Annotated in this window: 24 protein-coding genes and 1 tRNA gene; 14 read left to right on the top strand and 11 right to left on the bottom strand. The window is 65.4% G+C overall.

Features of this window, described 5'->3' with window-relative positions; genetic code table 11:
* Positions 1-49: 49 nt before the first annotated feature.
* Together IQ16_RS29800 and IQ16_RS29795 are read right to left on the bottom strand one after the other, a co-directional pair.
* Positions 50-1,846 (bottom strand): glucan ABC transporter ATP-binding protein/ permease, encoded by a 1,797-nt coding sequence (locus tag IQ16_RS29800; protein WP_018646459.1) that lies wholly within the window; start codon positions 1,844-1,846, stop codon positions 50-52.
* 83 nt (positions 1,847-1,929) lie between these two features.
* A complete protein-coding gene (locus IQ16_RS29795) occupies positions 1,930-2,979 on the bottom strand; it encodes an ABC transporter substrate-binding protein (RefSeq protein WP_026312534.1) in 1,050 nt (349 codons plus the stop codon).
* A gap of 226 nt (positions 2,980-3,205) precedes the next feature.
* On the opposite strand from IQ16_RS29795, the gene IQ16_RS29790 reads away from it, so the two are divergent.
* The 11 genes from IQ16_RS29790 (at position 3,206) to IQ16_RS29740 (ending at position 12,823) form a co-directional block, all read left to right on the top strand.
* Complete coding sequence (locus tag IQ16_RS29790) at positions 3,206-3,574, top strand: hypothetical protein (protein ID WP_018646462.1); 369 nt, start codon at positions 3,206-3,208, stop codon at positions 3,572-3,574.
* A 130-nt stretch (positions 3,575-3,704) separates the two neighbouring features.
* Positions 3,705-4,109 (top strand): phosphoribosyl-ATP diphosphatase, encoded by a 405-nt coding sequence (hisE, locus tag IQ16_RS29785; protein WP_018646463.1) that lies wholly within the window; start codon positions 3,705-3,707, stop codon positions 4,107-4,109.
* A gap of 36 nt (positions 4,110-4,145) precedes the next feature.
* On the top strand, positions 4,146-4,748 hold the full coding sequence (locus IQ16_RS29780) for a YqaA family protein (protein ID WP_018646464.1): 603 nt from the start codon (positions 4,146-4,148) through the stop codon (positions 4,746-4,748).
* Between the two features lie 46 nt (positions 4,749-4,794).
* On the top strand, positions 4,795-5,328 hold the full coding sequence (locus tag IQ16_RS29775; RefSeq protein ID WP_018646465.1) for a hypothetical protein: 534 nt from the start codon (positions 4,795-4,797) through the stop codon (positions 5,326-5,328).
* A 35-nt stretch (positions 5,329-5,363) separates the two neighbouring features.
* Positions 5,364-6,764, top strand: coding sequence for an aspartate ammonia-lyase (locus IQ16_RS29770; RefSeq protein ID WP_018646466.1), 1,401 nt, complete (start codon positions 5,364-5,366; stop codon positions 6,762-6,764).
* 268 nt (positions 6,765-7,032) lie between these two features.
* Positions 7,033-8,001 (top strand): NAD(P)H-dependent flavin oxidoreductase, encoded by a 969-nt coding sequence (locus IQ16_RS29765; RefSeq protein WP_018646467.1) that lies wholly within the window; start codon positions 7,033-7,035, stop codon positions 7,999-8,001.
* Between the two features lie 212 nt (positions 8,002-8,213).
* Positions 8,214-8,987 (top strand): thioesterase family protein, encoded by a 774-nt coding sequence (locus IQ16_RS29760; RefSeq protein ID WP_018646468.1) that lies wholly within the window; start codon positions 8,214-8,216, stop codon positions 8,985-8,987.
* 711 nt (positions 8,988-9,698) lie between these two features.
* Complete coding sequence (locus IQ16_RS29755; protein WP_018646470.1) at positions 9,699-10,664, top strand: NAD(P)H-dependent flavin oxidoreductase; 966 nt, start codon at positions 9,699-9,701, stop codon at positions 10,662-10,664.
* A 296-nt stretch (positions 10,665-10,960) separates the two neighbouring features.
* Complete coding sequence (locus tag IQ16_RS29750) at positions 10,961-11,209, top strand: hypothetical protein (protein WP_018646471.1); 249 nt, start codon at positions 10,961-10,963, stop codon at positions 11,207-11,209.
* A 133-nt stretch (positions 11,210-11,342) separates the two neighbouring features.
* Entirely contained in the window at positions 11,343-12,056 is a 714-nt protein-coding gene (locus IQ16_RS29745) for a hypothetical protein (protein WP_020608055.1), read from the top strand.
* Between the two features lie 89 nt (positions 12,057-12,145).
* Positions 12,146-12,823 carry a hypothetical protein gene (locus tag IQ16_RS29740; protein WP_018646473.1) on the top strand — a complete coding sequence of 226 codons (678 nt, stop codon included), beginning with the start codon at positions 12,146-12,148 and terminating at the stop codon, positions 12,821-12,823.
* Positions 12,824-12,831: 8 nt separating this feature from the next.
* Here the strand turns inward: IQ16_RS29740 and IQ16_RS29735 are convergent, their stop codons facing one another.
* Positions 12,832-14,412 carry a GMC family oxidoreductase gene (locus IQ16_RS29735; protein WP_018646474.1) on the bottom strand — a complete coding sequence of 527 codons (1,581 nt, stop codon included), beginning with the start codon at positions 14,410-14,412 and terminating at the stop codon, positions 12,832-12,834.
* 248 nt (positions 14,413-14,660) lie between these two features.
* Positions 14,661-14,885: a cysteine rich repeat-containing protein gene (locus IQ16_RS29725; protein ID WP_018646475.1), complete on the bottom strand. Its 225-nt coding sequence runs from the start codon at positions 14,883-14,885 to the stop codon at positions 14,661-14,663.
* Between the two features lie 235 nt (positions 14,886-15,120).
* On the opposite strand from IQ16_RS29725, the gene IQ16_RS29720 reads away from it, so the two are divergent.
* Entirely contained in the window at positions 15,121-15,411 is a 291-nt protein-coding gene (locus IQ16_RS29720) for a hypothetical protein (RefSeq protein ID WP_026312537.1), read from the top strand.
* A 137-nt stretch (positions 15,412-15,548) separates the two neighbouring features.
* Here IQ16_RS29720 and IQ16_RS29715 read toward each other — a convergent pair whose 3' ends face one another.
* From IQ16_RS29715 to IQ16_RS29700, 4 genes are all read right to left on the bottom strand, one after another.
* Entirely contained in the window at positions 15,549-17,471 is a 1,923-nt protein-coding gene (locus IQ16_RS29715) for a sensor histidine kinase (RefSeq protein ID WP_018646477.1), read from the bottom strand.
* Entirely contained in the window at positions 17,468-18,151 is a 684-nt protein-coding gene (locus tag IQ16_RS29710; RefSeq protein WP_018646478.1) for a response regulator, read from the bottom strand. Before IQ16_RS29710 ends, IQ16_RS29715 begins: the two co-directional genes overlap by 4 nt.
* A gap of 127 nt (positions 18,152-18,278) precedes the next feature.
* On the bottom strand, positions 18,279-21,020 hold the full coding sequence (locus IQ16_RS29705; protein ID WP_018646479.1) for a T6SS phospholipase effector Tle1-like catalytic domain-containing protein: 2,742 nt from the start codon (positions 21,018-21,020) through the stop codon (positions 18,279-18,281).
* 236 nt (positions 21,021-21,256) lie between these two features.
* A complete protein-coding gene (locus tag IQ16_RS29700) occupies positions 21,257-21,490 on the bottom strand; it encodes a hypothetical protein (protein ID WP_018646480.1) in 234 nt (77 codons plus the stop codon).
* Positions 21,491-21,613: 123 nt separating this feature from the next.
* Here IQ16_RS29700 and IQ16_RS29695 point away from each other — a divergent pair, with 123 nt between their 5' ends.
* Positions 21,614-22,075, top strand: a complete 462-nt coding sequence (locus IQ16_RS29695) for a DUF6314 family protein (RefSeq protein WP_018646481.1) — start codon at positions 21,614-21,616, stop codon at positions 22,073-22,075.
* Positions 22,076-22,099: 24 nt separating this feature from the next.
* Here the strand turns inward: IQ16_RS29695 and IQ16_RS29690 are convergent, their stop codons facing one another.
* Together IQ16_RS29690 and IQ16_RS29685 are read right to left on the bottom strand one after the other, a co-directional pair.
* A complete protein-coding gene (locus IQ16_RS29690) occupies positions 22,100-22,402 on the bottom strand; it encodes a hypothetical protein (RefSeq protein WP_018646482.1) in 303 nt (100 codons plus the stop codon).
* A 180-nt stretch (positions 22,403-22,582) separates the two neighbouring features.
* Positions 22,583-22,667, bottom strand: a tRNA-Leu gene (locus tag IQ16_RS29685).
* 159 nt (positions 22,668-22,826) lie between these two features.
* On the opposite strand from IQ16_RS29685, the gene IQ16_RS29680 reads away from it, so the two are divergent.
* Positions 22,827-23,369 (top strand): disulfide bond formation protein B, encoded by a 543-nt coding sequence (locus IQ16_RS29680; RefSeq protein WP_018646483.1) that lies wholly within the window; start codon positions 22,827-22,829, stop codon positions 23,367-23,369.
* Positions 23,370-23,426: 57 nt separating this feature from the next.
* On the opposite strand, the gene IQ16_RS29675 is transcribed toward IQ16_RS29680, so the two are convergent.
* Positions 23,427-24,512: an AbrB family transcriptional regulator gene (locus IQ16_RS29675; protein WP_018646484.1), complete on the bottom strand. Its 1,086-nt coding sequence runs from the start codon at positions 24,510-24,512 to the stop codon at positions 23,427-23,429.
* Positions 24,513-24,602: the final 90 nt, after the last annotated feature.

Raw genomic sequence — 24,602 nt, 5'->3', positions numbered from 1 at the left:
GTATTCCGCAAGGAAGTAGGCCGAATTTCGACGGTCCTCTCGGGACTTGCTAAGGGGATTTGACAGCTGTCGCGGCAGCCTCGGCGGCCGTCACGCTGGCCCGTGCGTTCTCCTGGACCATGAACTGGGCCTTGGCCATCTCTGCAAAATGGCCGCCTTTGGCTACGAGTTCATCGAAAGTTCCGGTTTCGATCACGCGTCCATTCTCGAACACCAGGATCCGCGTGGCGTTGCGGATGGTGGAGAGGCGATGGGCGATCACGAAGGTGGTACGGCCCTTCATCACTTCGTCGAGAGCAGCGTTCACCTTGACCTCGGTGACGGCGTCGAGCGCGGAGGTGGCCTCGTCCAGGATCAGGATCGGCGGATCCTTCAGCAGCGCGCGGGCGATCGAGAGGCGCTGGCGCTCGCCGCCGGAGAGCATGCGGCCGCGCTCGCCGGCATTGGTCGCAAAGCCGCCGCTGCGCTCGATGAAATCGAGCGCCTGCGCGCGCTCGGCCGCTTTCCGCATCTCGGCCTCGGTCGCATCCGGCTTGCCGACGCGCAAATTCTCCTGGATCGAGCGGTTGAACAGCAGCGCTTCCTGGAACACGACGCCGATGTTTCGCCGCAGCGAGGTCAGCGTCACGCCGCGGACGTCCATGCCGTCGATCTTGATGAAGCCGGATTGCGGATCGAAGGCGCGGTGCAAGAGCGCGATCGCGGTGGATTTGCCGGCGCCGGTCGGCCCGACCAGCGCGATGGTCTGGCCGGGCAGTGCGGTGAAGGTGAGGTCCTCGATCGCCGGCCGCTTGCCGTCATAGGAGAAGGTGACGTCGTTGAACTCGACGAGGCCGGACAGCCGGCCGGCATCGATCGCGTCGGGCCGGTCGTGGACGGCGGGCACGGCGTCGAGCACGTTGAAGAACTCACGCAGGCGCGGCGCCTCCATGAAGACGTTGTTGATGAAGCTCACGACCTGCTCGAGCTTCTGGATCAGCATCGTCGCGAAGCTCACGAACATCACGATCTCGCCGACCGAGGTCAGCCCCTGGTCGTGCAGGGCGATGCCGAGGGTGAAGATCGCGAGCACAGTGATGGTGGTCGAGGCCCGCGTGATCACGGTGACGAGCGCCCACCAGGACAGCACCGGCATCTGCGCGGCCAGCAGCTCGTCGGCGACGGAGCGCAGCCCCTTCACCTCGGATTCGACGCGGACGAAGCTCTGCACCAGCGCGACGTTGCCGAGCGCGTCGGAGGCGCGCGCGGAGAGCTCGCTGTAGTGCTCCTCGACCTCCATCTGCATGCCGAAGGTCTTGCGCACCACGAAGGTCGTCAGCGCGGTGAAGACGACACAGAGCACGAACAGCAGGATCGCGAGCCGCCAGTTCAGGTACAGCGACAGCGGCAGCAGCACCACGACCGAGAGGATCGCGGCGAAATGCTCGCGGAAGAAGCCGAGCCACAGCCGCCACAGCGCATCGGTGCCGTTGAGCATCACCTTCATCAGCCGGCCCGAATGGGTGCCGGAGTGGAAGGTCAGCGGCAGCTGCAGGATGTGCTCGAAATAGTCGGTCAGCACCGCCTGGCGCTGCCGGTGCGAGAGCCGGTCGGCCTGCAGGGCGACGAGCGCGCTGCAGGCGATGGTGAACAGCCCGAACGCCACCCAGGCGGCCAGGAACGGCCAGGCCGAGCTCGAGCCGGCAACGGTCTTGCCTGAGAGCACGTCGACGATCCGGCCGAACAGCACGGGTTCCGCGAATTGCGAGGCGGCGAGCAGGAGGTTGGCGACCGCGAGCAGCCAGCCCAGCCGTGCCTCCTTGCCGAGTAGCTCGAGAACGCGGGAATAGAGACGGAGAATGGACATGCGGACTGGCAACTTGGCAGCTGATGGAGTCCGTATTCTAAGCCGGGATCACCCGCGAGATACAGCGGAAGCTTTGGTTTTGCTCAATTGATGAGCCGGCTCTCGACCGGCGGCAGGAACCGGTCATCGAAGATGTCGCCCGCCGCCGGCCGCTTGCGGAATTTGAAGTCCTGGGCGATCTGGTCGATCGAGCGCTCCAGGCGCGCCGGATCGATTCCGCCGAGGCCGTTGCGCCTGACTTCGTCGGTCAGGATGTTGTCGACGAGCACGGTGCGCAGGCGCTCAAGCTCGAGCTCGCGGTCGCCATCCTCGATGCGGCTTGCAGCCTCGTCCGCCGCGCGCGCCGGCTCTTTGACCGTTGCGTTGATGCCGCCGATCAGGGCGCGGACGAAACCCTTCACGACGTCCGGCTTCGCCGCGGCGAAGGCGGGATTGGCCACCACGGCAAAGCCATAGGCTTCGCAACCATAGTCGGCATATCGCAGCACGACGAGATCGCCGCCGGGCACGCCGCGGTCGCGCAGGTTCACCGCCGACAGATGGCTGAAGCCGGCGACGGCATCGACCTGTCCTGCGGACAGGATCGGCTCTCGCACCGCGGCGCTGATCTTGTGGAATTTTACGCGCGAAGCGTTGATGTTGTTCTGCTGCGCCAGCGCCGGCCACAGCCGCATCGACAGATCGCCGTCGGCGACGCCGACGGTCTTGCCGTCGAGGTCGGGCAGGATGTGGATGCCGCGGCTCCTGCGCGCGACGATCGCGTAGGGCGCGCGGTTGAACAGCACGAACACCGCCCTGATCGGCGCCGCATCGTCCTTGTCGCGGAAGCGGATCAGCTCGTTGATGTCGACCAATGCGAGCTCGCTGTCGCCCCTGGCGACGCGCGTGAGCGCCTCCGGCGATCCGGGCGCGGTGTTGAACGACACGTTGAGATGCTCGGCGCCGAACTTGCCGTCTTTCGCGGCAAGGAAGAATGGCGCCATGCTGGCATCGACGGGACGGTCGAAGGTGAAGTGGATCGCCGTGGAGGGAGCGGCGCTCTCGGCCGCTGTGGCCTCGCGCGCCGTCAACGCGGCGAGCGAGATAGCAAGGGCCAGCAGGCCGCGAAGGACGATCGTCTTGAATCCTGACATCAACTGCGCCGGTCCCGCATTGTTGTGGTTTGTGACGCTCGCAGCGCCGGCCGGCAACGACCGTGCGCGCGCCAACATGAACGGCGGATGAGCGGCGGTTGCGTCACGATCACGCAACCCCGTTCAGCTTGTGTTGGGGTTGGGGAACCCAACATGGGATGCGGGTGTTTGAGAGACATGAGCCTGTCTCAAGGCACCATTCAAGGTCCCAAGGAGGGTCCAGGACATGTTTGACAGATTTTCGAGCCTTACCGGCCGTAAAGCCGTCCTCGCGACAGCTGCCGTGCTGGCGCTGACCGCGGTCGCTCCGACGGCCTCCTACGCAGGCGGCCGCCACTGGCGTGGCGGTGGTGGCGGTGCTGCTGCCGCCGCGGCTTTCGCAGCCATTGGTACCGGTCTCGCCATCGCTGCGACCCGCGACGCATATGCCTATGACTACGGTCCGGGCTACGGCTATTACGGCGGTCCCGCCTATTACAGTGCCCCGGCCTACGGTCCCTATTACGGCCCGGGCCCGAACTACCAGTATCAGCGCTACGGCGGCACCGCGCCCTCGGAGCTCTGTGGCCAAGGCTACTTCACGAACTGCTACTAGGCTTGCCGGCCCCCTTGGCTACCAAAGGTTGACCAAAACAGGCCGTCGCGCTTGTCGCGCCGGCCTGTTTTTTGCTTTTATCGCTGGGCGTTAACGTGCTCGCCATTGGTTTAGAGTAGTTTTGAGTACCATGAGTGATTCGCTTGAGCGGCTATATCTGGCTGTGCTCGCGGCCAGGGATCTTGATCCGGCAACATCGCGTACGGCCCGGCTGTTTCAGCGCGGCCCCTCCAAAATGGCGAAGAAGCTGGCCGAAGAGGCCATCGAAGTCGTGATCGATGCGGTCAACGGCGACAGCGAGGCCGTGATCCGGGAAAGCGCCGACCTGCTCTACAATCTGACCGTGCTGTGGGCCTCGGCAGGCGTGCGCCCCGAGGACGTCTGGCGCGAGATGACGCGGCGGGAAGACATGCTCGGCATTGCCGAAAAGTTGCCGAAATCGCCGATGAAGCTGCCCAAAGTCGCGTCACCGCGCGTGGCCGCCAGGCGGCCAATTGTCGCGCTCGAGAGCCGCGCTGCGCGCAAGCGCCACTAAAACCTTCACAAAACTCGCGATGGACAAATCCGTCCCATGGTGCTTCATCGCGGCGCCATGCTGAAACGTATCTACGACTGGTGCATCGACGCCGCCCACAAGCCCTACGCGCTCTGGATCATGGGAGCCGTGGCTTTCGCAGAAAGCTCCTTCTTTCCGGTTCCGCCGGATGTGATGCTGATCCCGATGTCACTGGCGCGCCCGCAGCGCGCCTGGGTCTATGCCGCGGTCTGCACGATCACATCGGTGCTCGGCGGCCTCCTTGGCTACGCCATCGGCGCGCTGCTGTTCGACTCTGTCGGTCACTGGCTGATCCAGGTCTATGGCCTTGGCGACAAGGTCGAGGCCTTCCGCGCCTCTTATGCCGAGTGGGGCGCGGTGATCATCCTGCTCAAGGGGCTGACGCCGATCCCCTACAAGCTCGTCACCATCACCTCGGGCTTTGCCGGTTATAATCTCGTTCTCTTCACCCTGTGCTCGATCGTCGCGCGCGGCGGACGCTTCTTCATCGTGGCGATCCTGCTCAACCGCTATGGCGACTGGATCCGGCACAAGCTCGAGGAGCATCTCGGATTGTGGGTGGCGATCGGCGCCATCGTGCTGGTGCTCGGCTTCGTGGTGGCGGTCAAGCTGATCTAAACAGCCACGCTTTGCCCGCGCGCCGGCTTCGGCTACGGTTGCCGCCATGATGGTTCGATCCGGCAATCCGGCCGTGCGGCTCGGGACGCTGATATCAGCAGTGGCGCTGATCCTGCTCAATGCCGGCGAGGCAGGATGGCCGCAATCCCGGCCGCCGTCGCTCGGCCTGCAGGAGCCGGGGCCGCAGGCCGCGCCGCCGATGCCCGCTTCATCGGCGCCGCCGGCGGGCGAGGAGAATCCCGGGCTGATCAACGAAATGGGCAAGCTGTTCGACAAGCTGCCTTCGATCCTGCCGCCGATCAAAAGCCCGGGCGAAACCATGAATGACCTGTCGCGGCTGGCCACGCCCTCGACCATGGTGTCGGGACGCGTGGTCTGCCCGGTCTCGTCGAATGGTGCGCCCGACTGCAAGCAGGCGGCCGACCAGCTCTGCCAGGGCAAGGGTTACAAGGAAGGCAAGAGCCTGAATGCCGACTCCGCCGAGAAATGCTCGGCCAAGGTCCTCATCCCAGGCAGGCAGCGTAAACCGGACGACTGCCGCACCGATACTTTCGTGACCAGCGCGCTGTGCCAGAACTGACGTGATGGCCCGCGCGCGTGCAACAAGGAGCGCCCATGAGCCGTACGGAGCAGGATTTCCTCGGACAGCGTGAGATCGCCGACGACATCTATTACGGCGTCCAGACCATCCGGGGGAAGGAGAACTTCCACATCACCGGCATTCCGATGAACCAGGAGCCTTACTTCGTGAAGGCGCTTGGTTACGTGAAGAAGGCCGCCGCGATGGCCAACCGCGACCTCGGCGCGATCGACGCCAAGGTGGCGGATGCGATCATCCTCGGCTGCGACCGCGTCATCGCCGGCGACATGATGGACCAGTTCGTCACCGACTTCATCCAGGGCGGCGCCGGCACCTCGACCAACATGAACGCCAACGAGGTGATCGCCAACCTCGCGCTGGAATCGCTCGGCTTCAACAAGGGCGACTATCAGCACGTCAGCCCCAACGATCACGTCAATTACGGCCAGTCGACCAACGACACCTATCCGACCGCCTTCCGCCTCGCGCTGATCCTGCGGCTCGAGAGCTACATGACGGCATTGCGGCAGCTGCAGGAAGCCTTCTTCGCCAAGGGCCGCGAGTTCGACCGTGTGCTGAAGATGGGCCGCACGCATCTGCAGGACGCGGTGCCGATGTCGCTCGGCGCCGAATTCCGGGGCTGGGGCACCACGATCGGCGAGGAGGTCGATCGCATCTCCGAGGCGCGGGCGCTGCTGCGCGAGATCAACCTCGGCGCCACCGCGATCGGCACCTCCGTGACCGCCGCGGTCGGCTATCCCAAGCTCGCGGTCCGGCACCTGAGCGCGCTCACCGGCGTCGACTTCATCCTCGCCGGCGATCTCGTCGAGGCGACCTCGGATACCGGCGCTTATGTGCAATTGTCCGGTGTGCTGAAGCGCACGGCGAGCAAGCTGACCAAGATCTGCAACGACATCCGCCTGCTCGCCTCCGGCCCGCGTGCCGGCTTCAACGAGATCAACCTGCCGCAGCTTCAGCCGGGCTCCTCGATCATGCCGGGCAAGGTCAATCCGGTCATCCCCGAGGTCGTCAACCAGACCAGCTTCCTCGTCATCGGCCTCGACACCACGGTGACGCTGGCGGCAAGCGCCGGCCAGCTCCAGCTCAACGTGATGGAGCCGGTGATCTCGTTCGCGCTGTTCTTCTCGATCCGCACCATGGAGCGCGCGGTCAACAGCCTGCGCGAGAACTGCGTCGTCGGCATCACCGCCAACGAGGACCACACCCGCAACATGGTGCTGAACTCGCTCGGCATCGTCACGGTGCTGAAGCCGCTGCTCGGCTACAAGCAGTGCGCCGAGATCGCGCGCGAGGGTTACAAGAGCGGCAAGTCGCTGCACCAGATCGTGGTGGTCGAGCGCAAGCTGCTGACGCAGGAGAAGTGGGACGAGATGTTCTCGTTCGAGCGGCTGATCAACCCGGATTTGATTGGGTAGCTGTTGGCTATCCACCACTCTCGCCTCGTCATTGCGAGGAGCTCTTGCGACGAAGCAATCCAGACTACCTCCGCGGATACATTTCTGGATTGCTTCGCTTCGCTCGCAATGACGGACGGATAGACCTAGGAGGCTCGAATTCCGCTGCTTGGAATTGCGGTAACGGCATCCGCCGCGGCGCCAAAACGCAATACTTGACAGTGGAAAGATTGCCTTGTTGGTATGGCTCCCAACTTCAGTTTGACCGCCAGAAGAGGATCGTTCCGCAATGTCCATGCCTGCCTTGTTCAAGGGACGCCTGTCGATCCCCGTGATCGGCTCGCCGCTCTTCATCATCTCGGTGCCCGATCTCGTGATCGCGCAGTGCAAGGCGGGTGTGGTCGGCTCGTTCCCGGCGCTGAACGCGCGGCCGCCGGAGCTGCTCGACGAATGGTTGGCGCGGATCACGGAAGAACTCGCGGCCTATGACCGCGCGCATCCCGACAAGCCGTCGGCGCCGTTCGCGGTCAATCAGATCGTGCACAAGTCGAACAACCGGCTCGATCACGACATGCAGCTCTGCGCCAAGTACAAGGTGCCGATGATCATCTCTTCGCTCGGTGCGCGCGAGGAGCTGAACCAGGCCGTGCACGGTTGGGGCGGCATCGTCTTCCACGACGTGATCAACCAGAAATTCGCGCACAAGGCGATCGAGAAGGGCGCCGACGGCCTGATCCTGGTCGCGGCCGGCGCCGGCGGTCATGCCGGCACGATCTCGCCGCTGGCTTTCGTTGCAGAGACGCGCAAGTGGTTCGACGGCCCGATCGCGCTGTCGGGCGCCATCGGCAACGGCAAGGCGATCCGCGCCGCGCGCATCCTAGGGGCCGACTTCGCCTATATCGGCTCGGCCTTCATCGCGACCAAGGAGGCCAACGCGGTCGAGAAGTACAAGGAGATGATCGCGGGCTCGACGGCCGACGACATCGTCTATTCCAACCTCTTCACCGGCGTGCATGGCAACTATCTGAAGCCCTCGATCCTCGCCGCCGGCATGGATCCGGAAAACCTGCCGACCTCCGATCCCTCCAAGATGAACTTCGGCACCGACGCCTCCGGCGAGCGCGCCAAGCCGAAGGCCTGGAAGGAGATCTGGGGCTCGGGCCAGGGCATCGGCAGCGTCGAGGGCATCGTGCCCGCCGCCGAGATGATCGCGCGCTTCAAGAAGGAATACGAGGAAGCGGTCGATCCGCCGTTGTGAGGATTGTCGTCCCGGTTCTTTCTTTCGTCGTCCTGGACAAGCGAGCGGAGCGAGCGCTGATCCAGGACCCATAACCACAGGGCGTAGTTTGGCGAAGGCTCGCGGTTAACGATCTCGCGCAGCAACTTCTCCCTGGGGTAATGGGTCCTGGCTTTCGCCAGGACGACACCGTCATTGGGACTCCGAGCATCTCAGCCAACAGGGATTGCACCATGCCCCCCATCTACCGCGTCGACGGCAACAGCGTCGTCACCAGCCCGGACGCTGCCGGTCCCTGGGACCGGCGCATGCAGCACGGCTCGGCGCCGGCATCGCTGGTGACATGGGCGGCCGAACGCATCCCGACGCCTGCCCCGATGGACATCGCGCGCGTCACGATCGATCTGATGCGGCCGGTGCCGGTTGCGCCGCTCACGATTGCGAGCGAAGTGCTGCGCGAGGGCCGTAAGATCCAGCTCTGCGAGATCAAGCTGCTCGCCGACGGCGTGCAGGTCGTCGGCGCCACCGTGCTCAAGGTCAGACGCCAGGCGCAGGCGCTGCCCGACGATGTGAGGGATCTGCCGGTCACGCTGCCGTCGCCGGAGGACTCGCTGGTGGAGGACGGTCACGCCGCCACCAGTCCGTTCGTGCGGTCGGTCTCGATGCGCGCCGCGCGCGGCCGCTTCGGCCAGGCCGGCGCCGGCGCGATCTGGTTTCGTGTCGACCATCCCCTGATCGAGGGCGAGGCCATCTCGCAGGCCATGCGCGCCGTGGTCGCCGCCGACTTCTCCAACGGCACCGCCTCGACGCTCGATTTCCGCGCCTGGACCTACATCAACGCCGATCTCACCGTGAGCTTTGCGCGCCAGCCGGTCGGCGAGTGGATCCTGCTCGACGGCGACTCCTGGATCGGCCCTGACGGCGCGGGTCTTGCGATGTCGCGGCTTGCCGATCGGCAGGGCTATTTCGGCCGCGCGGTGCAGAGCCTTGTGATCGAGAGGCGGTGAGCATGACGGCTTCCGCCGTGCTCAGGCCGGAAGCCAATTGAATGGCAGCTTCCGCCGCCGCGGAAGGGATGCCCTGGTCGCGAACCTCTTCTTGTCCGGAGGCCTCTTGTTCGACGCCAGCGTCCTGCCAGTTCAAATACCGTAGAAGATCTTGATCTCCCACAGCACCACGATGATAGCCGTGATCAACGTGATCGCGGCGACTGCACTTTCCAAGGAAGCGACTCTCATTTGATACTCCGCTTCCCAGCCCCATCTGCGGTCTAGTTGATTCCCTGATTCGCCCGCAATCGCTCGGCCGGCACGGGCGCACACTCCGTCGTCCGATGTGGTGCCGGAGCCACAACGGCACCGTAGAATTCCGGGGTATCTACCCCACCATCCGGTCCCGTCCGCTCCAGAAGCCTGCACGCAGTACCTTCTTGTCGACCTTGCCGACGCCGGTCATCGGCAGCTGCTCGACGAACTGGATCTGCTTGGGCGCATGCGCCGAGCGCCTTTTCGCGTCTTCACGAGGTTGAAAGCAGTGCGGTCGGGATAGCGTGACAGTGCCCGTAGCGTCTGCGCGCAAGTCGGCGACGATGCGTGGAGCGGATCGGGCATGTGTCTCTTCGTTGCTTTGTCATCGGCTTCTAACGTGCCAATGTTTGCCGCAACGCTAGCACAGGGAATGCGGGAGGAAACGACAAAGCCCGCGCGAGGGAGGCATGCGTGACGTCAGAGCGACTGCAACGTTTCGGCGATTGTCTCGCCCTGCCGCTGATCGCAGCGCCGATGTTTCTGGTGTCGGGCGTCGAGCTCATGGTCGCGGCCTGCCGCAGCGGCGTGATCGGCAGTTTCCCCACTGCGAATTGTCGCAGCACGGAACAGCTCGACGCATGGCTCACTGAGATCGAAGCGCAGCTGCTGCAGCACGAACGACAGACTGGCCGCAAGGCCGCGCCGCTCTGCCCGAACCTGATCGTGCACCGCTCCAACGTTCGGCTGGAGCAGGATCTCGCGGCGCTGCTGCGGCACAAGCCGGAGATCGTCATCACCTCGGTCGGCTCGCCGTCGCCAGTCTTGAAGCCGCTGCACGACGCCGGCGCGCTGGTGTTCGCAGACGTCGCCTCGATCCGCCATGCCGAACGCGCGGCGGAAGTGGGGGCAGACGGGCTCGTCCTGCTGACCGCAGGCGCGGGCGGACAGACCGGCTGGCTCAATCCGTTCGCCTTCGTCCGCGCGGTACGCGCATTCTATGACGGCATCATCGTGCTCGCGGGCGGCATCAGCGATGGCCGCGCGCTGCATGCCGCCGAGGTGCTCGGCTGCGATCTCGGCTATATGGGCACGAAATTCGTCGCGACGCGCGAGAGCATGGCCGACGACCGTTACAAGCGGATGCTGGTCGAGAGCAGCGCCGACGACATCCTGCTCACCACCGCGTTCACGGGACTTCAGACCAGCATGCTGAAGCCGTCGATCATCGCTGCGGGTCTCGATCCTGACGATTTGCCGGCGCGCGGCGCGATCGACATCGCTGAGGATATCGAGGTCGCCGCGCGCGAGAGCCGGCCCAAGCGCTGGCGCGACATCTGGAGCGGCGGGCACTCCACGTCGGGCGTCACCGATGTGCTCGGGGTCGATGATCTCGTCGCGCGGACGATCGCGGAATACCGCGAGGCAGGCGGGCGGTAAGCTCTTCGCCTCTCCCCGCGTGCGGGGAGAGGCCGACGCGCTCGGCAGCGCAATTGCGCGCCAGCGCGCGGCGGGTGAGGGGTAGCCTCCGCAAGGGCAGCCGTTACCGTGATTGTGGAGACAGCCCCTCACCCCGACCCTCTCCCCGTAAGAACGGGGAGAGGCAGAGAGGGCGCGATCGCATCGGTCACAGTTAATCCCGCATACCTCAAAACCCCCTCATTTAACGGCGGATTAACCAAGCCCCGCCAAGAATCCCTCTCAAGGCCGCCAATCAGGACCGAGAGGGACAGGCGATGGACTTCGATTTTCTCAACACCAAGACGGCGGCGTCGCTGGACGAGATTCGCGTCCGCGTCGCCCACGCCTTGGCCCGCCACCCGCTGTGCCGCAATGTGCGCTTCGACATCGTCAGCGTCCCCCGCACCCGCCGGGGCGGCAATTGGACGGTCACGCTGCAATCGGTCGAGCCACGCGCAGTGTGGGAGGCCTCCGAGATCGTTGCCGACATCCAGGACGCCTACGATCTGGCGGCAGCTGCCTGATTTTCTTGAGGTTTTTGGCGATGTCGCCGCAGTCCGCGCGATTGCCGCCGCGATGGCACGGTTAAGCCTTAATTATCGCCCAGTTTCCGGGCAGTGATCACGTGGACTTGAAGTTGTGGGCGCGGAGGGACGTTTGTCCAAAGCCATCACCATCGTCGTGCTGACCTGTTTCCTCGTCCTTGGCGCCGCCACCACCGCCATCCTCGGCCGTGACAGTGTGCCGAGCGTCAGCGCCGAGATGATCACCGAAGCCCCGCCATCGAAGCCGCTTGCCACCAATCGCGCTGCCAAGGCCGATCGACTGGTTCCGACGTTGGCGCTGGCCTCGGCCGCGATCGAGCCGGTCCAGGTGCCCGCCGACAAGCTCGCGCAGGCGCCGCTCCTGACCGAGCCGCTGCGCCAGGCCTTTGCCGCTGCGACGCCGTCCGATTTCCCGATGCCAAAAGCAAATGCGCATGAGGCGCCCGCGGCGGCTGAAGTTCCAGCCGTCGAGGTCCCGGTCAAGCCGAAAGTCGCCGCCAAGCCGCAGCCGCAGAAATCCTATTCGCTGCTCTCCGACGTTCAGATTTCGGGAATCAAGGATCGCCTGAAGCTGTCGTCGTCGCAGGAATATTACTGGCCTTCGGTGGAGACCGCGCTGCGCAACGTCGCGCGCAGGATCCAGGCGAACAAGCTGTCGAATCCGAACGCGCCGCCCAGCGCGCAGATCGATCCGAATTGCGACGAGGTGCAGCAGTTGAAGTCGGCCGCGATGCCGCTGCTGTTCCAGCTGCGCGACGACCAGAAAGAGGAAGTGCGCAAGCTCGCCCGCCTCATCGGGCTCGAGAAGGTCGCGCAGCAGATCTGACGCTCGGGGTTTCCTTTCAGGAACCCGCGGGTATCAGGAACATCTGGCAATCCCCACGCGTTGCCCGCCCCAAGAGAGGGAGTGGATCAATGCGCGCCTCGACAGCCTATTTCGTCGGTGCCGGAACGATCATCGTGGCCATTGCCATTGGTCTCGGCGGCGGCATCGTTGCCGGCAACATCATGAATCCGATCGCGCCCAAGCAGGGCGCGGACACCAGCAAGATGGCGCAGCGCACGGAGGCTGCCACGTCGGCTCCAACGAGCGCGCCGTCCGAGCGCGTGAACTATCTCACCGGCTCGCAGGCCTTTGGCGCGATGATCGCTGCACCGGCACAGGCCGAAGCAAAGCCTGAAGCCGCAAAGCCCGACACGCAGACCAATCAGGCGAATGCCAAGCCGCCAGCGCCGCAGCCTTCGCAAGCGGCCGCGGTTGAGCCGCCGAAGCCGGCTCCGGCATCGTCCCCGAAGCCTGTCGAGCAGCAGGCTTCAACTGAGCCTTCCTCCTCACCTGACAACGCCTATGCCAAGGCCAGGGATGCCGACGTAAAGCGTGCTGCGTCCGAACGGCGCCGGATGGATCGCCGCGAGCGCTGGGCGGAACGTCATCGCTACGACTCCCGCGATCCGCGCGGCATGCGCGACCGCACCGATTGGAACGACGTGGCACGGAGCGTTCGCGAAGATTCCGATGCGCGCGATTACGCAAGCCGGCCACGTGGCGGCTTCCCGCAGATCAGGCTGTTCGGGGCGGATGACGACGACTAGATCTGTCGTCAGCCCAGGATCGCCGCCGCTGCGCATTCTGCAATCAGGATCGTCGGCGTCTGGATATTGCCTGAGATCATGATCGGGATCACCGAGGCGTCGGCGACATGAAGGCCGTCGAGGCCGCGCACCTGCAACCGCTGCGGATCGACGACGGCCAGATCATCCGTGCCCATGCGGCAGGTCGAGGCGGCATGATAGAGGGTCGTGCAATGGCCGCGGATGTAGTCGGCGATCTCGGCGTCGCTGACAGCTTCCGCGCTGGGCGTGATCTCCCCCTCGATCATCTCCTTCAGCGGCGATTGCGCGGCGATGCGGCGGTTGATGCGCACGCCCTCGATCATGGTCGCGATGTCGCTGCCGCTCGCATCCGATGCGAAATAGCCGGGGTCGATCGCGGGATGTTCGATCGGATCGGCCGAGCGCAGCGTGATCCGGCCGCGGCTGTTCGGCCGCTGCAACGTCGCATGCAGGGTGATGCCCGGCCTGGACGACAGGAAGCGGACATAGTCGCGGTGCGGGCTGATTGCGCCGTAGAGCTGCAGGTCCGGTTCGACGTCGGGGCGGCTTCGCACATGCGCGCCGGCGGCGACCCAGGGCGAGGTGCGCGGACCGCTGCGGCTGGTTTCCCACTCGGCAAGGCTCGCGGCCAGGCTCTCCTCGGTCCAGGCGCCGACGCCGATCTTCTCCTTCGTATAGAAGGTGATGGGAATGTTGATGTGGTCCTGGAGATCACGGCCGACGCCGGGCAGATCGTGCACGACATCCATGCCGACCGCCTTCAATTCGTCGGCAGGGCCGACGCCTGACAGCAGCAACTGTTGCGCCGAGCCGATGGCGCCGGAGGCGAGCACCACTTCGGTGGTGGCGAAGGCGCTCTTCGGCTGCCCATTCTCGAGATATTCGACGCCGATCGCGCGGGAGCGCTCGAAGATGATGCGGGTGACACGCACGCCCGTCTTCAGCGTGAGATTGGTGCGCGCCAGCGCCGGGCGCAAATAGGCCTTGCCGGTGCCGAAACGCTCGCCGTCCTTGATGACGAACTGGAAGAAGCCCGCGCCTTCCTGGATGGCGCCGTTGAAGTCGGGATTGTGCGTCAGCCCCGCACCTAGCGCTGCCTCCAGCCATGTCAGCTCGTTCGGATCGACATAGGGGACGTCCGCCACGTGCAGGGGACCGCGCGTGCCATGGAAGGGATTGTCGGAGAAGCGCGCATTGCTCTCGAAGGCGATGAACTTTGGCAGCACGTCGCGCCAGGCCCAGCCTGCGCAGCCCGCCTTTTCCCATCCGTCGTAGTCGGACGGCAGGCCGCGGATATAGATCATCGCGTTCATCGCGCCGGAGCCGCCGACCATCTTGCCGCGCGGCCAGAAGATGCGGCGGCCGCGGCAGCCCGCCTGCGGTTCGGTGTAATAGCCCCAGTCGACCGCCGTGTTGAACATCGTCGGCCAGTCCGAGGGAATGTCGGACGCGAGCGGCGCAGCCCGGCCGGCTTCCAGCACCAGCACCTTGCGGTGCGGATCGGCCGACAGCCGGTTGGCCAATACGCAGCCGGCCGAGCCGGCGCCTACGATGATGGTGTCGTACATTGAAGAGCACTCCGCGCAGAAACGTCCGCTGCGGAGTGCTTGCAAGATTTGTGCTTTGGGAGAGGTCGGAGTTTGCTCACCCTCCCCTGGAGGGGGAGGGTCGATCGCGCGCAGCGCGAGCGGGGTGGGGTGACGGTCTCTCCGCAGCGAACAATGCCCGAGTGGATAGATCACCCCACCCCGCTGCGCATTTCGCTTCGCTGCATGCGCAGCGACCCTCCCCCTCCAGGGGAGGGTGAAACATGCGTCTACCCCCCGTGCGATTCCACCACCTTGCGGCAGCCGTCCGAAAGCTTCGACTTGTTTTCGCGCAGGCAGGCGTTCATCTGCGGCGGTTTGCCGATGTGCTCGGCGCAGAACTTGCTGGCATCGCTGCGGCAGGCCATCTGCTCCTGTGGCGTCGGACCGGATTGCGCTGCGGCGGGCAGGATGGTGGCGGCAAGCAGCAGCGCGGCGAGAGCTGAAATCTTCATTAAGCACCTCTTTGGGATTGTCGGTGGTCCCGTTCGGGATCAAGCGGGCCGGACCATCCCGCGAGGGGCGGGTAGCGGTCCATGCCATGTTCATGGCATCGGCGCATCGCCTCGGCCGCCGCACCCCCATCTTCATGGCATGTATCCGCGCGCCGTCTTTTGCCATTCAGACTGCACGTCGGCTGCGAGACCCGGTGAATTGCATCGGGCGCCGAACGGGAAGCAGGAGAGCAAGATGTCGAAAAGAGCGGGAGCGCTGAGCGCCGGGCTGACGGTCATGGTGCTGGCGGGTGCGGCGATGGTGTCGCTGGGCACGAGCCCGGCGCAGGCCGTGGTCTATTGCAAGACCGTCGGCGTGCCCAAGGGCTGCGTGGTGCGGCCGACGGCGGCGGTGGTGGTTGCACCGGGAGCCCCGGTTGCGGCGGCTGCGGTCGCGACACCCGGTGTCGGTGCGCCCGGCGTTGGCGTTCGTGCGGGAACGCCGATGAATCGCGGCGGTCCGGTCAATCGCGTGGGCGTGCGCTGACGATCTCGTTCCATTGAGTTGATTGCATCGTTTCGGGCAAAGGAGCCCCAGCGGACGAACCCCCCGTCCTCCGCAGGCAAAACACTCCGGCCCGTTCCCTCTCTCCGTGCGTCCCACACGTTCGGGGAGGGGGCTTTTCAGCCGCCAGCCGCGTCGCTGTCGGGAAAGACTTGCGGCAATTGCAGCCGCACCCGAGTGCCCGAGGCATTCGAGGCCAGATTGAGCACTGCGCCACAGCGCGCGGCGCGGCTTCTCATATTGCGCAAGCCCCGTGCGGTCTGGCTCGCGCCGGCGGTCTCGCCGTTGCCAGAGAGCGCAAAACCACGGCCGTCGTCGGTCACGCTGATCACGCCATACGGTCCCCCGCCTCCGTCGAGTGTCTCGATGGTCACCGCGATGTTGCGCGCCTGCGCATGCTTGACGGCATTGGTCACGGCTTCGTCGAGGATGCGCACGATCTGGATCACGTGCCATGGCCTGAGCTCGGGATGCAGCGGCAGGCCCTGCGGCGTCGCCACGCGCCAGTCGAGCGCGATGTCGTGCGGTCGCAACTGTGCCGTCGCGCGCTCGCGCCAGGAGCCAAGCGCGAGCATGAGGTCGCCGCCGATGTCGTCCATGGAGTCGATGACGAGGCGCAGATCCTTCAGTGCCGCGCGGGCGGCGTCCGTGATGGTCGCGCCCTCATGGCCGCGCTCGGAGAGCGCGACGATGCTGACGAGCTGGCCGCCGAGGCCGTCATGGAGGTCGCGCATCAGGCGGGTGCGCTCGTTGGCGAGCGCGGCCGCGCGGGCGCGCTCCTCCTCGCGGGCGAAGCTCGCCTTCAGCCGCTCCTCGGCCTCGCGTACGCGCGCCACGAGCTGGCCGGCAAAGCTGTCGACCTGATTCAGCGCACGGGCGAAGCGCCAGGTCAGCCCGGCGCCGATCGCGACCAGCATCGCCGAATAGGACAGGCGCGAGACGAAGATGCGCTCGTTGGTCACGATCTCGAACACCGACAGCATGTCGTGGACCCAGCAGGTCAGCACGATGGTCACCGCGCAGCCGATCGTGAAGCTCGCCGCGTCCTGCCGCCGCACCACCGCGGTCGCGGTGACGCAGGCCATCAGGAACAGGCTGATCCCGACCGTCGGGATGCCTAGCGTGAGAAACAGAATGCGCGGCAGCGGCGGGCCGGCGATCAGCCCGACCACGAACACGATGAGGCCCGGAGCGAACAGCAGCGCGCCGTAACGCGGCCAGCGCCAACCGAAGAACAGCACGCCGAACATCACGATCAGCGCGCTCTCGGTCGGCGCCGACGCCAGCAGGACCGCGGCCAGGCGCGACGTGGTGACAGGCGGCACCGGCGGTGGGACGAAGGCCTGCACGACGCCGAGCACCATCGCCACCGCCAGCACGCCGTAAACCGGCTCGCGCCGCCGCATCAGCCACATGATGGCGAGGATGACGGCGAGGATCGACTGCCACGCTGAGAACACCACCTGTAGCGTCACGAACAGCAGCGTGCGCGTTTCAAAGGCCGGCCGCAGGGCGGTGTCGGGGCCGACATAGACGGTGTCGAGAAAGCCCTTCAACGGCCCCCATACGAACAGCCGCACCGTGATCTCATTGCTGCCGTCGCGCAGCAGGGACGCCGGGATCAGCGCGATCTGCGGCGTGTTGCGGTCCGGCCGGTTGGCGTTGGCGTCGCGGCGGGAGTCGAGCACGACGACGCCGTTGACGGCGATCTCCACCGCGTTGCTGAAGCGCGGCAGGAACACCGACCATCCCGATGCTGCTTGGTCGCGCTGGAACGTGAAGGCGCCGGTATAGAGTGGCGGATCGGCCAGCGAATAGCGCGACGAGGTGAAGTGCGGCAAGGTGACCGGGCGCGTCGCGCCGTCCTCGCGCAGGGAAAATCCACTCACCGCGAAATCGTCGGGGTCGCTGGGCTGGAGCAGCCGCAGCCCGAGGATGGTCGCGATCACGATCAGCGCCTGGAGCAGCAGATACGGCACGAGGCGCGACGCGATCAGCCGGCGCCGCGGACGCGTGGGTGCCTTCACCGCGATCTCGCTCACAGCTTGATCAGGCCCTGCTGCACCGCCTCGAACACCGCTTCGCTGCGCGTGTGCACCTCGAGCTTGCGATAGATGTTCTTGATGTGCCCGGGCACGGTCTGCCTGGACAGGCCGAGATGGCTCGCGATCTCGGCGTAGCTGAAACCTTTCGCGATGCCCCAGAGGATGTCGATCTCGCGTGGCGTCAGCTTTGCCGTGTTGAGCACGGGCCCCGGCGACGGCTCGGCCGAGCTCTGCGCGGCACCTTGCGTGCGGCGGACGATGAACCGGGCGATCGAGGCCGAGATCGGGGAATGGCCAGCGACCAGATCGCGCACGGTGGTGGCGATGTCGGTGGGGAAGGCGTCCTTGAGCAGATAGCCGGTGGCGCCGACCGTGATCGCCGAGATCACGCTCTCCTCGTCGCCGAGCGCCGAGATCACCATGATCTCGGTGTCGGGAAAGCGCTGCCGGATCTCGCGGATCAGCTCGACGCCATGGCCGTCGGGAAGCCTGAGATCGGTGAGCAGCACGCGCGGGGCCGTCGCGGCCAGCGCGGAGCGGGCCTCCGCCAGCGTGCCGGCGCTGCGCACCTCGTAGCCGGCCTTGACCAGCGCGTCCTGCAGCCGCCAGCAGGTCGGCGCATCGTCCTCGACGAGGAGGATGGTGATGGCTTCACCCGTCTCGCCCTGTTCGCTCATGTTCGTGGTCCCGCACCACGTGTCCCCCGCGGCGCGAGGCCAAGCTTAGCCGCAGCGTGGGGAGCGCGACACCCATAATCATGGGGGCGCGATGTCATTCTTCCTTCCGCTCCGTCGTGGACGGCGCCTACTGCTTTGCTGCAGTCGATGGTGTCGGCGGCGCGGGCAGGCGCTGTACCGTGATCCGCGCCGTGCCGCTGTTGTTCTTGTAGTATTGTTCGTCCGGCCCGAAATAGTCGGCATATTTTGACGGCGCCAGCCATCTCAGGAAGCCCGGGACGATCTGCACGGCGTCGTTGACGTAGAAGAACAGCTCGCCGGAATCAGGTGCGGTGAATTCGGCCACCATCCGGTCTGCAAGTTTCTGCGTGTCCCAGACCTTGCGCGCCGTCTCGTCTGGGGGAAGCGCATCGAATGTGCCCATCTTGGCGATATCGGCCTTGAGTTTCGTCAGCTTCGTCGCATCGTCCGTGCCCGATTCCTCAGCGTTTTCGAGGCGGACGGGATATCTGTTCTTCGGCTCATCCTCCGCCTTTTCCGCGGGAAGGGTCGGGTCAATGCGGCGCGGCAGCTCATCTGCCGACATCACGTTCACGGCCTGCAGCGGCTGATCGTTCAGGCCCTTCTCGCCGACGCGTACGACCGGCTGGAACCAGTCCGCGCCGAGCAGTCGCCGGGCCGGGAGGGCGACGTAGTGGTGGTTTTCGTAGGTCTGGAATCCGTTGACCCCGGTCGTGATCGTGCGGTCGAACCAGCGTTGGTCGATATCGATCCAGACCCGGTATTTGCGGCCCTTCTCCACGGCGAGCCTGCTTGCCCAGCAGAACTGGTTGACGTTGAACAGCTCGGTCGCGGGAAGCGCGTCGTCGCCCACCGGCCTGGCCGGCGGAATGTCCGTCGCGACGTTCACTCCCTTCTTCTTCGCCTCTGCGGCTTTTGTTTCCGGGGCCTCGCAAACCTGCCCGGTCGCGACGCGCCAGGTGAAGAAGCTGCTCGAGGCGATCAGCAGGGCCGCGCCGTAGATGGCGACGATGGAGGCGATGGGAAAGATGATCTTGGTGAACGGAAAGCTCATCCATTGTGCATTTCGCTGCATCAAACCGCCGAACCTGAACAACGGACTCATCCGGCTGAGGTTTTTTGCGCTCGCCTTGCGCTCCGGCCGGTACCAGGCGAGCCGCGCGCGCTCCTGGATGCCATCACGCAGCGAGGCGTTGATGTTCCAGACCCACCATGTGACGAGCACGACGAGTGAGGTGGCGAGAGGATAATAGAGTGCGATATTGAGCCATGGCCCTGCATAGGAGGGCAACACGTTCTTGAGCAGGTTCGCGAGGGAGCCGAGTATGGCGCTGAAACCCCAGTCGATGTCGCTGACAGAATCGCGCAGGTTCTTGCTGAATGTATCTATGATCATGTGGGCGATCCACGGCCAGGCTGCAATGATGCCCGTCATGATCAGGAGCGCGAAATAGGCCACGCGTCGCCACCACACGGCGCCGCGCGCGAGATTCGCCATGTCCGCGTCTGGTGCTTTCATCCCGGTGAAGGCGTCGGATTCCTCCTTGCTTATCGGGCCCTTCGCCTTCTTCACATAGGCGTCATGCATGGCCTGATGCGCGCCGCCATTGGTGAGCTCCCTGATGCTTCCGTCGGGCATCAGCACCCGCGCGTTTGCGGGTAGCATGATCGGCGCATAATCGTCGCATCCGAACAGCATGCGTTCGACCACGGCGAAGTGAACCACCGGTGTGCCGCCGTTCACATCGCCTTCGAGGATCGGCCGCGGACCGTAGCGGTAAAGCACGGCGGCGCCGCTGCGTGAATCGTGCTTTGGCCCGATCGCCGATTGATACTCGCGGAAACGCTCGATCGTGCCCTCCTGGAAGCGCAATTGGCCACCGAGCTGCTCGGTCATCCAGACAAGCGGAACGAAGGAGAGGGTGGATTCCGGATAACCGCCGCCGATGTCGGAATGGACGCCCGCGAACCACACCTCCTTGACGGTCTGGTCAGTCGCGAGACGGCTCTGGTCGATCCGCAGCGGATGAAAGGTGGTGCGCTCGTCGTCGAGCGCAAGCGCGTGACAGATGTGCTTCGCCTTATGGGAGGGCCGGTGATTGCGGAACGAAATCGGCCAGATTGCCCAGTCGATCGCGACGCGCAGCTCCTCGATCGGGACGCCGAAAGCCTCGACCGTGTCGAACAGGCCAAGATATTCGATCGTGACGTTCTTGCGACCGGCCATGGCGTTGCGGACCGTGCGATAGGAGCGGTGCCGGCAGACGAAATGGTAGATGATGAGCAGCAAGTCGCGGATCCAGCGCGTGATCCAGATCGTCGGCAGGCTCCAATAGCCCACCGATTCCTTGCGGTATTCCCGCCATGCGGACATGGCGTTGCGCTCCATCTCGGCATGCGACACCGGCTCGCCCTTGATCTCCGCGGGCACGAGGCCCTGGCTCGCGATCATGGACGCCAGCGTGCGCGCGGTGAAGGCGCCGCGGCTGAAGCCGAAGATGTAGATCTCGTCGCCGGGGCGCCAATTCCAGCACAGGAAGCGGTAGAGCTTGCGGACGTTGGAGGGCACGCCGAAACCGGTGGCGCCGTCGAGGGCTGCGAGCGGCGCCCAGCCGGCGGTGCCCACGCCCTTGATGTAGTGGGAGATCTGGTCTGGCTGGGTGTGGTCGAGCGCCTCGTAGAGACGCCAGACGCTGGATTCCTGGGTCGTGAATGCATTGCCCGTACCGTCGGCGAACAGCACCAGCTTGCGCTTTGCCGGGGTGGTGTCTGTCGCGCCGCCGGTATTGATGTCGCGATGAGGGTGTTCCGGTCTGGCACTATCAATATTCGGCGCGCCACGTGACATGGGGCTTCTCCGGCAATTCCGTGGGAAGGCGCTTCAGGCCCGAGTCGAGCTGCATTCCCCTGATTCAATCAATGGTTGCGTCATGAAATAAGATGTATTCTGTACACAATCCCGCTGAGGTAGCAAGCGGGAACGTGCCGACACGCCGCGGTCGGACCTACGGAACGGCGGTCGCGGCCAGCTCTTCAGTTTCAGCGAATAGGGAACGGGTAGATGACGGCTGCGCCAAGCTTGTCCTAGAGAACGTCCACCCGCGGCGGCGGATAACGCCGCGCCAGCGCCGACAGCGGCAGGTGCCGTTCGCCTTCCGGCAGCTCCAAATACGCCAGCACCTGCGGCCGCTTCCAGTCGCCGATGCCGAAATCCATCGTCATCCATTTCTGCGGCTCGGGGCCTTCGAGGCCCCGGACCCAGACGAAATAGCGGGGGAGACCGTCGGCGTCCGCTTCCGTCGTGCGTCTTCTGGCCATCAAAGCTGCTCGCTGCATCACCATCCGTTGCGGTAGGATATAGGTATCGGTTCGCTGAAGTCGAACTCCCGGCTGCGGCTCTTGCACGTCCGGACCGGTTGGTTAGCGCGCGGGCGTGAAGATATGAACGAAGCCACGATCGATCGCTGGGGTGAAGCCTCTAAAATCACGAAAAAGCTGGTCGGCTCGTGGTCCTTCAACCGGGTCATCGAAGGCCAGGCCACGATGCAGGGTATCGCGACCTTCGCGCCACTCGACAGGGAGCGGTTGGCCTATCGCGAGCAGGGACAACTGAGGCTTGCGAACGGCACCATTGTGCAGGCCGAACGCGAATACGTCTTCAGCCACAGCGACGGAGGATTCAAGGTCTTCTTCAGGGAAGATCCACCGCGGCTGTTTCACGAGATTTCACTGTCCGTATCCTCCGGAGGAGAGTTGAGCGGATACGCGCGCCATCTCTGCAGGCGCGACGAGTATCGGTCGGCCTACATGTTCCTGCCGGACGGAACGTTCGTCGTCCGTCATGTGGCGTCGGGTCCAAGCAAGGACTACACGATGAACACGACCTACACCCGCCTGTCGTGATCAAGCCGGCGCGGCAGCCTCGCCTCACTGCCAGAGCTGGCTCTCCGCCACGCGGTTGATGTCGGCGAGCCTGCGGTCGGCGTCGGCATTCAGATCGATGCTCGCGACCAGCGTCAGCAGGCGGTGATAGGCGCTGTCGGCGACCTCGACCGGCAGTGGGGCCTCGTCATAGGCCTCGACATAGCTGCCGACGAGACTGCTCAGCAGGCGGCAGAGGCCGCGCTGGGCGGGATCGTCCCGGCCGAGCGTCTCGAGCTTTTGCTGGAATGTCCGGAAGGTGCGCAGGCCGTGGTGCTGTTCGGAAAGCCACGCGTGCAGGTCGTTCATGTGAGCTCCTTCGAGTGAGAAGAAGCTACCGGCTTATACAGTGGGGATGTGACGATTGCTAGTGGAGGGGGAGATTGAGCTGTGTTGAGCCAGTCCGTCTTCGCCAAGAGGCTTCGCCGGACACGCTTCACCCTTCGGGCTTCGCATGGCCGCGCCACGCGAAGCCCGAAGGGCGAAGCGTGGTGCCCCTGGCCGGAATCGAACCAGCACTCCTTGCGGAACTCGATTTTGAGTCGAGCGCGTCTACCAGTTCCGCCACAGGGGCCCTCGGTCGGCCCCTCCAAGGAGGGCGTCACGAAGCCGGCGGACTATAGCCATGGGCAAGGCGGGGTCAACCCGCGCCAAAGTGATCCCGGCCGTTCTCGACAGCCGCTTGGGCGGGGGCTAGAGGCATGGAAGCGCGACCGATCGGAAAGAGGCTGCCGTGACGACCCAGAGTGCCGCAATACCCGCGTTCAAGCCGGCGGCCACGAGCCCCGCGCTGGCCGCCTCGCTTGCGGTCACCCTGATCGCGGCGGCCACGATCGCAGGCGCCTGGTTCTTCCAGCTCGTGCTGGAAATCGTGCCCTGTCCGCTGTGCCTGGAGCAGCGCTACGCTTACTATCTGGCGATCCCGGTCGGCGCTCTCACGGCGCTTGCGGCACGCGCCGGCGCGCCGCGGCCGCTGCTGCTTGCAGGGCTTGCGATCCTCGCGCTGGCGACCCTCGCCAATGCCGGCCTCGGCACCTACCACTCCGGCGTCGAATGGGGCTTCTGGAAGGGCCCGACCGATTGCTCCGGTCCCGTCGTCAATCTCGGCAGCGCCGCTGATCTGCTGTCGAAGCTCGACACGGTCAAGGTGGTCCGCTGCGACGAGGTGCAGTGGCGCTTCCTCGGCCTCTCGCTCGCCGGCTACAACGTGCTGATCTCGCTCCTGATGGCCGCGATCGCCGCCTGGGGATTTGTGCGGACGGCGAAGCGGGCATAGCTGGTGGGCACGCTTCGCTTTGCCCACCCTACGAGAGCTCGGGATGAGGAGAGCTAGCTAGTCGTCCACATCGTCCTGCGTGCGCCCGAACAGGTGCACGATGCCCGGCGTTGCGATCGTCACGAACACGAAACGCGACAGGTGATGGGCGCCGACGAAGATCGGGTCGATATGCAGCGTCAGCGCCAGCGCCAGCATCGCGTCCATGGCCCCCGGCGCGAAGGCGACGACGACGTCGGAGAACTTCACCTGCGTGGTGAGCGCGACGATGCCGACGAAGATCGCGGAGACGGCGATGGCCACGGCAAACGAGCCCAGCGCCGCATTGATGTGGCCGGCCAGCGTCTTGATCCGCATCCGCGCAAAGCGGCTGCCGATCAGCGCGCCGATGCCGACCAGCGCCATGCCGCGCCCCCAATCCGGCAGGCCGCCCTCGACCCAGCCCGCGCCATGCAGCACGCTGGAGCCGATCATCGCGCCGAACATCCAGCTCGCCGGAAACTTGACCAGCCGCAGCAGGAGCGCCGCAGCCAGGGAGGCCGCGACCAGCGCCAGGAGGCCGAGCGGCGAGGCGATCGTCGTCGCCAGCGACGGCGCGGCCGAAGGCGCCACGCCCGCGAGTGCCAGTACCATCGGCAGGGCGGCGGTGAGGATGATGACGCGCATGGTCTGCACCACCGCGATGCCCGGCAGGTCGGCGCCCCGCTCGACGGCCAAGATCGTGATCTGCGACAGCGCGCCGGGACTGCCGGCGAGGAAGGCCGAGGTGCGGTCCCAGCCATGGATGCGCTGGAGGTAATAGCTCGAGCCGAAGGTCGAGCAGAAGGTGGCGAGCGCGAGCAGCCCGATCGTGAGGGGATAGGCGCTGACCTGCTGGATCAGATGGCGCGAGACGACCGAGCCCAGCGAGATGCCGAGCAGCACGAGCACGGTCTGGGTCAGGATCGGCGGCAGCGTCAGCTGGCGGCCGGCGATCGCGGCGATCCCGACCGCGATCATCGAGCCCGAGATCAACCCGCCGGGAAGGTTGGCGAAGAGAAACACCAGGCCGCCGGCCGTGCCGATGGCAAGCGTTTCCACCGTGCTCAGGATCTTGGCACGGCTCGGCCATTCGAACGGCAGGGAGGCGGTGATTTGCTTCACGCCACCTTATCGCAAATCAGCGAAAGGCGCACAATTGCGGCTACGTCATGCCGCAATGCGCGACGCCTCTCACTGACGCTCACAAACCGT

The organism is Bradyrhizobium huanghuaihaiense, assembly GCF_007830635.1.
Taxonomy (GTDB): Bacteria; Pseudomonadota; Alphaproteobacteria; order Rhizobiales; family Xanthobacteraceae; genus Bradyrhizobium; species Bradyrhizobium huanghuaihaiense.
This window is presented reverse-complemented; position numbering and strand designations above follow the sequence as displayed.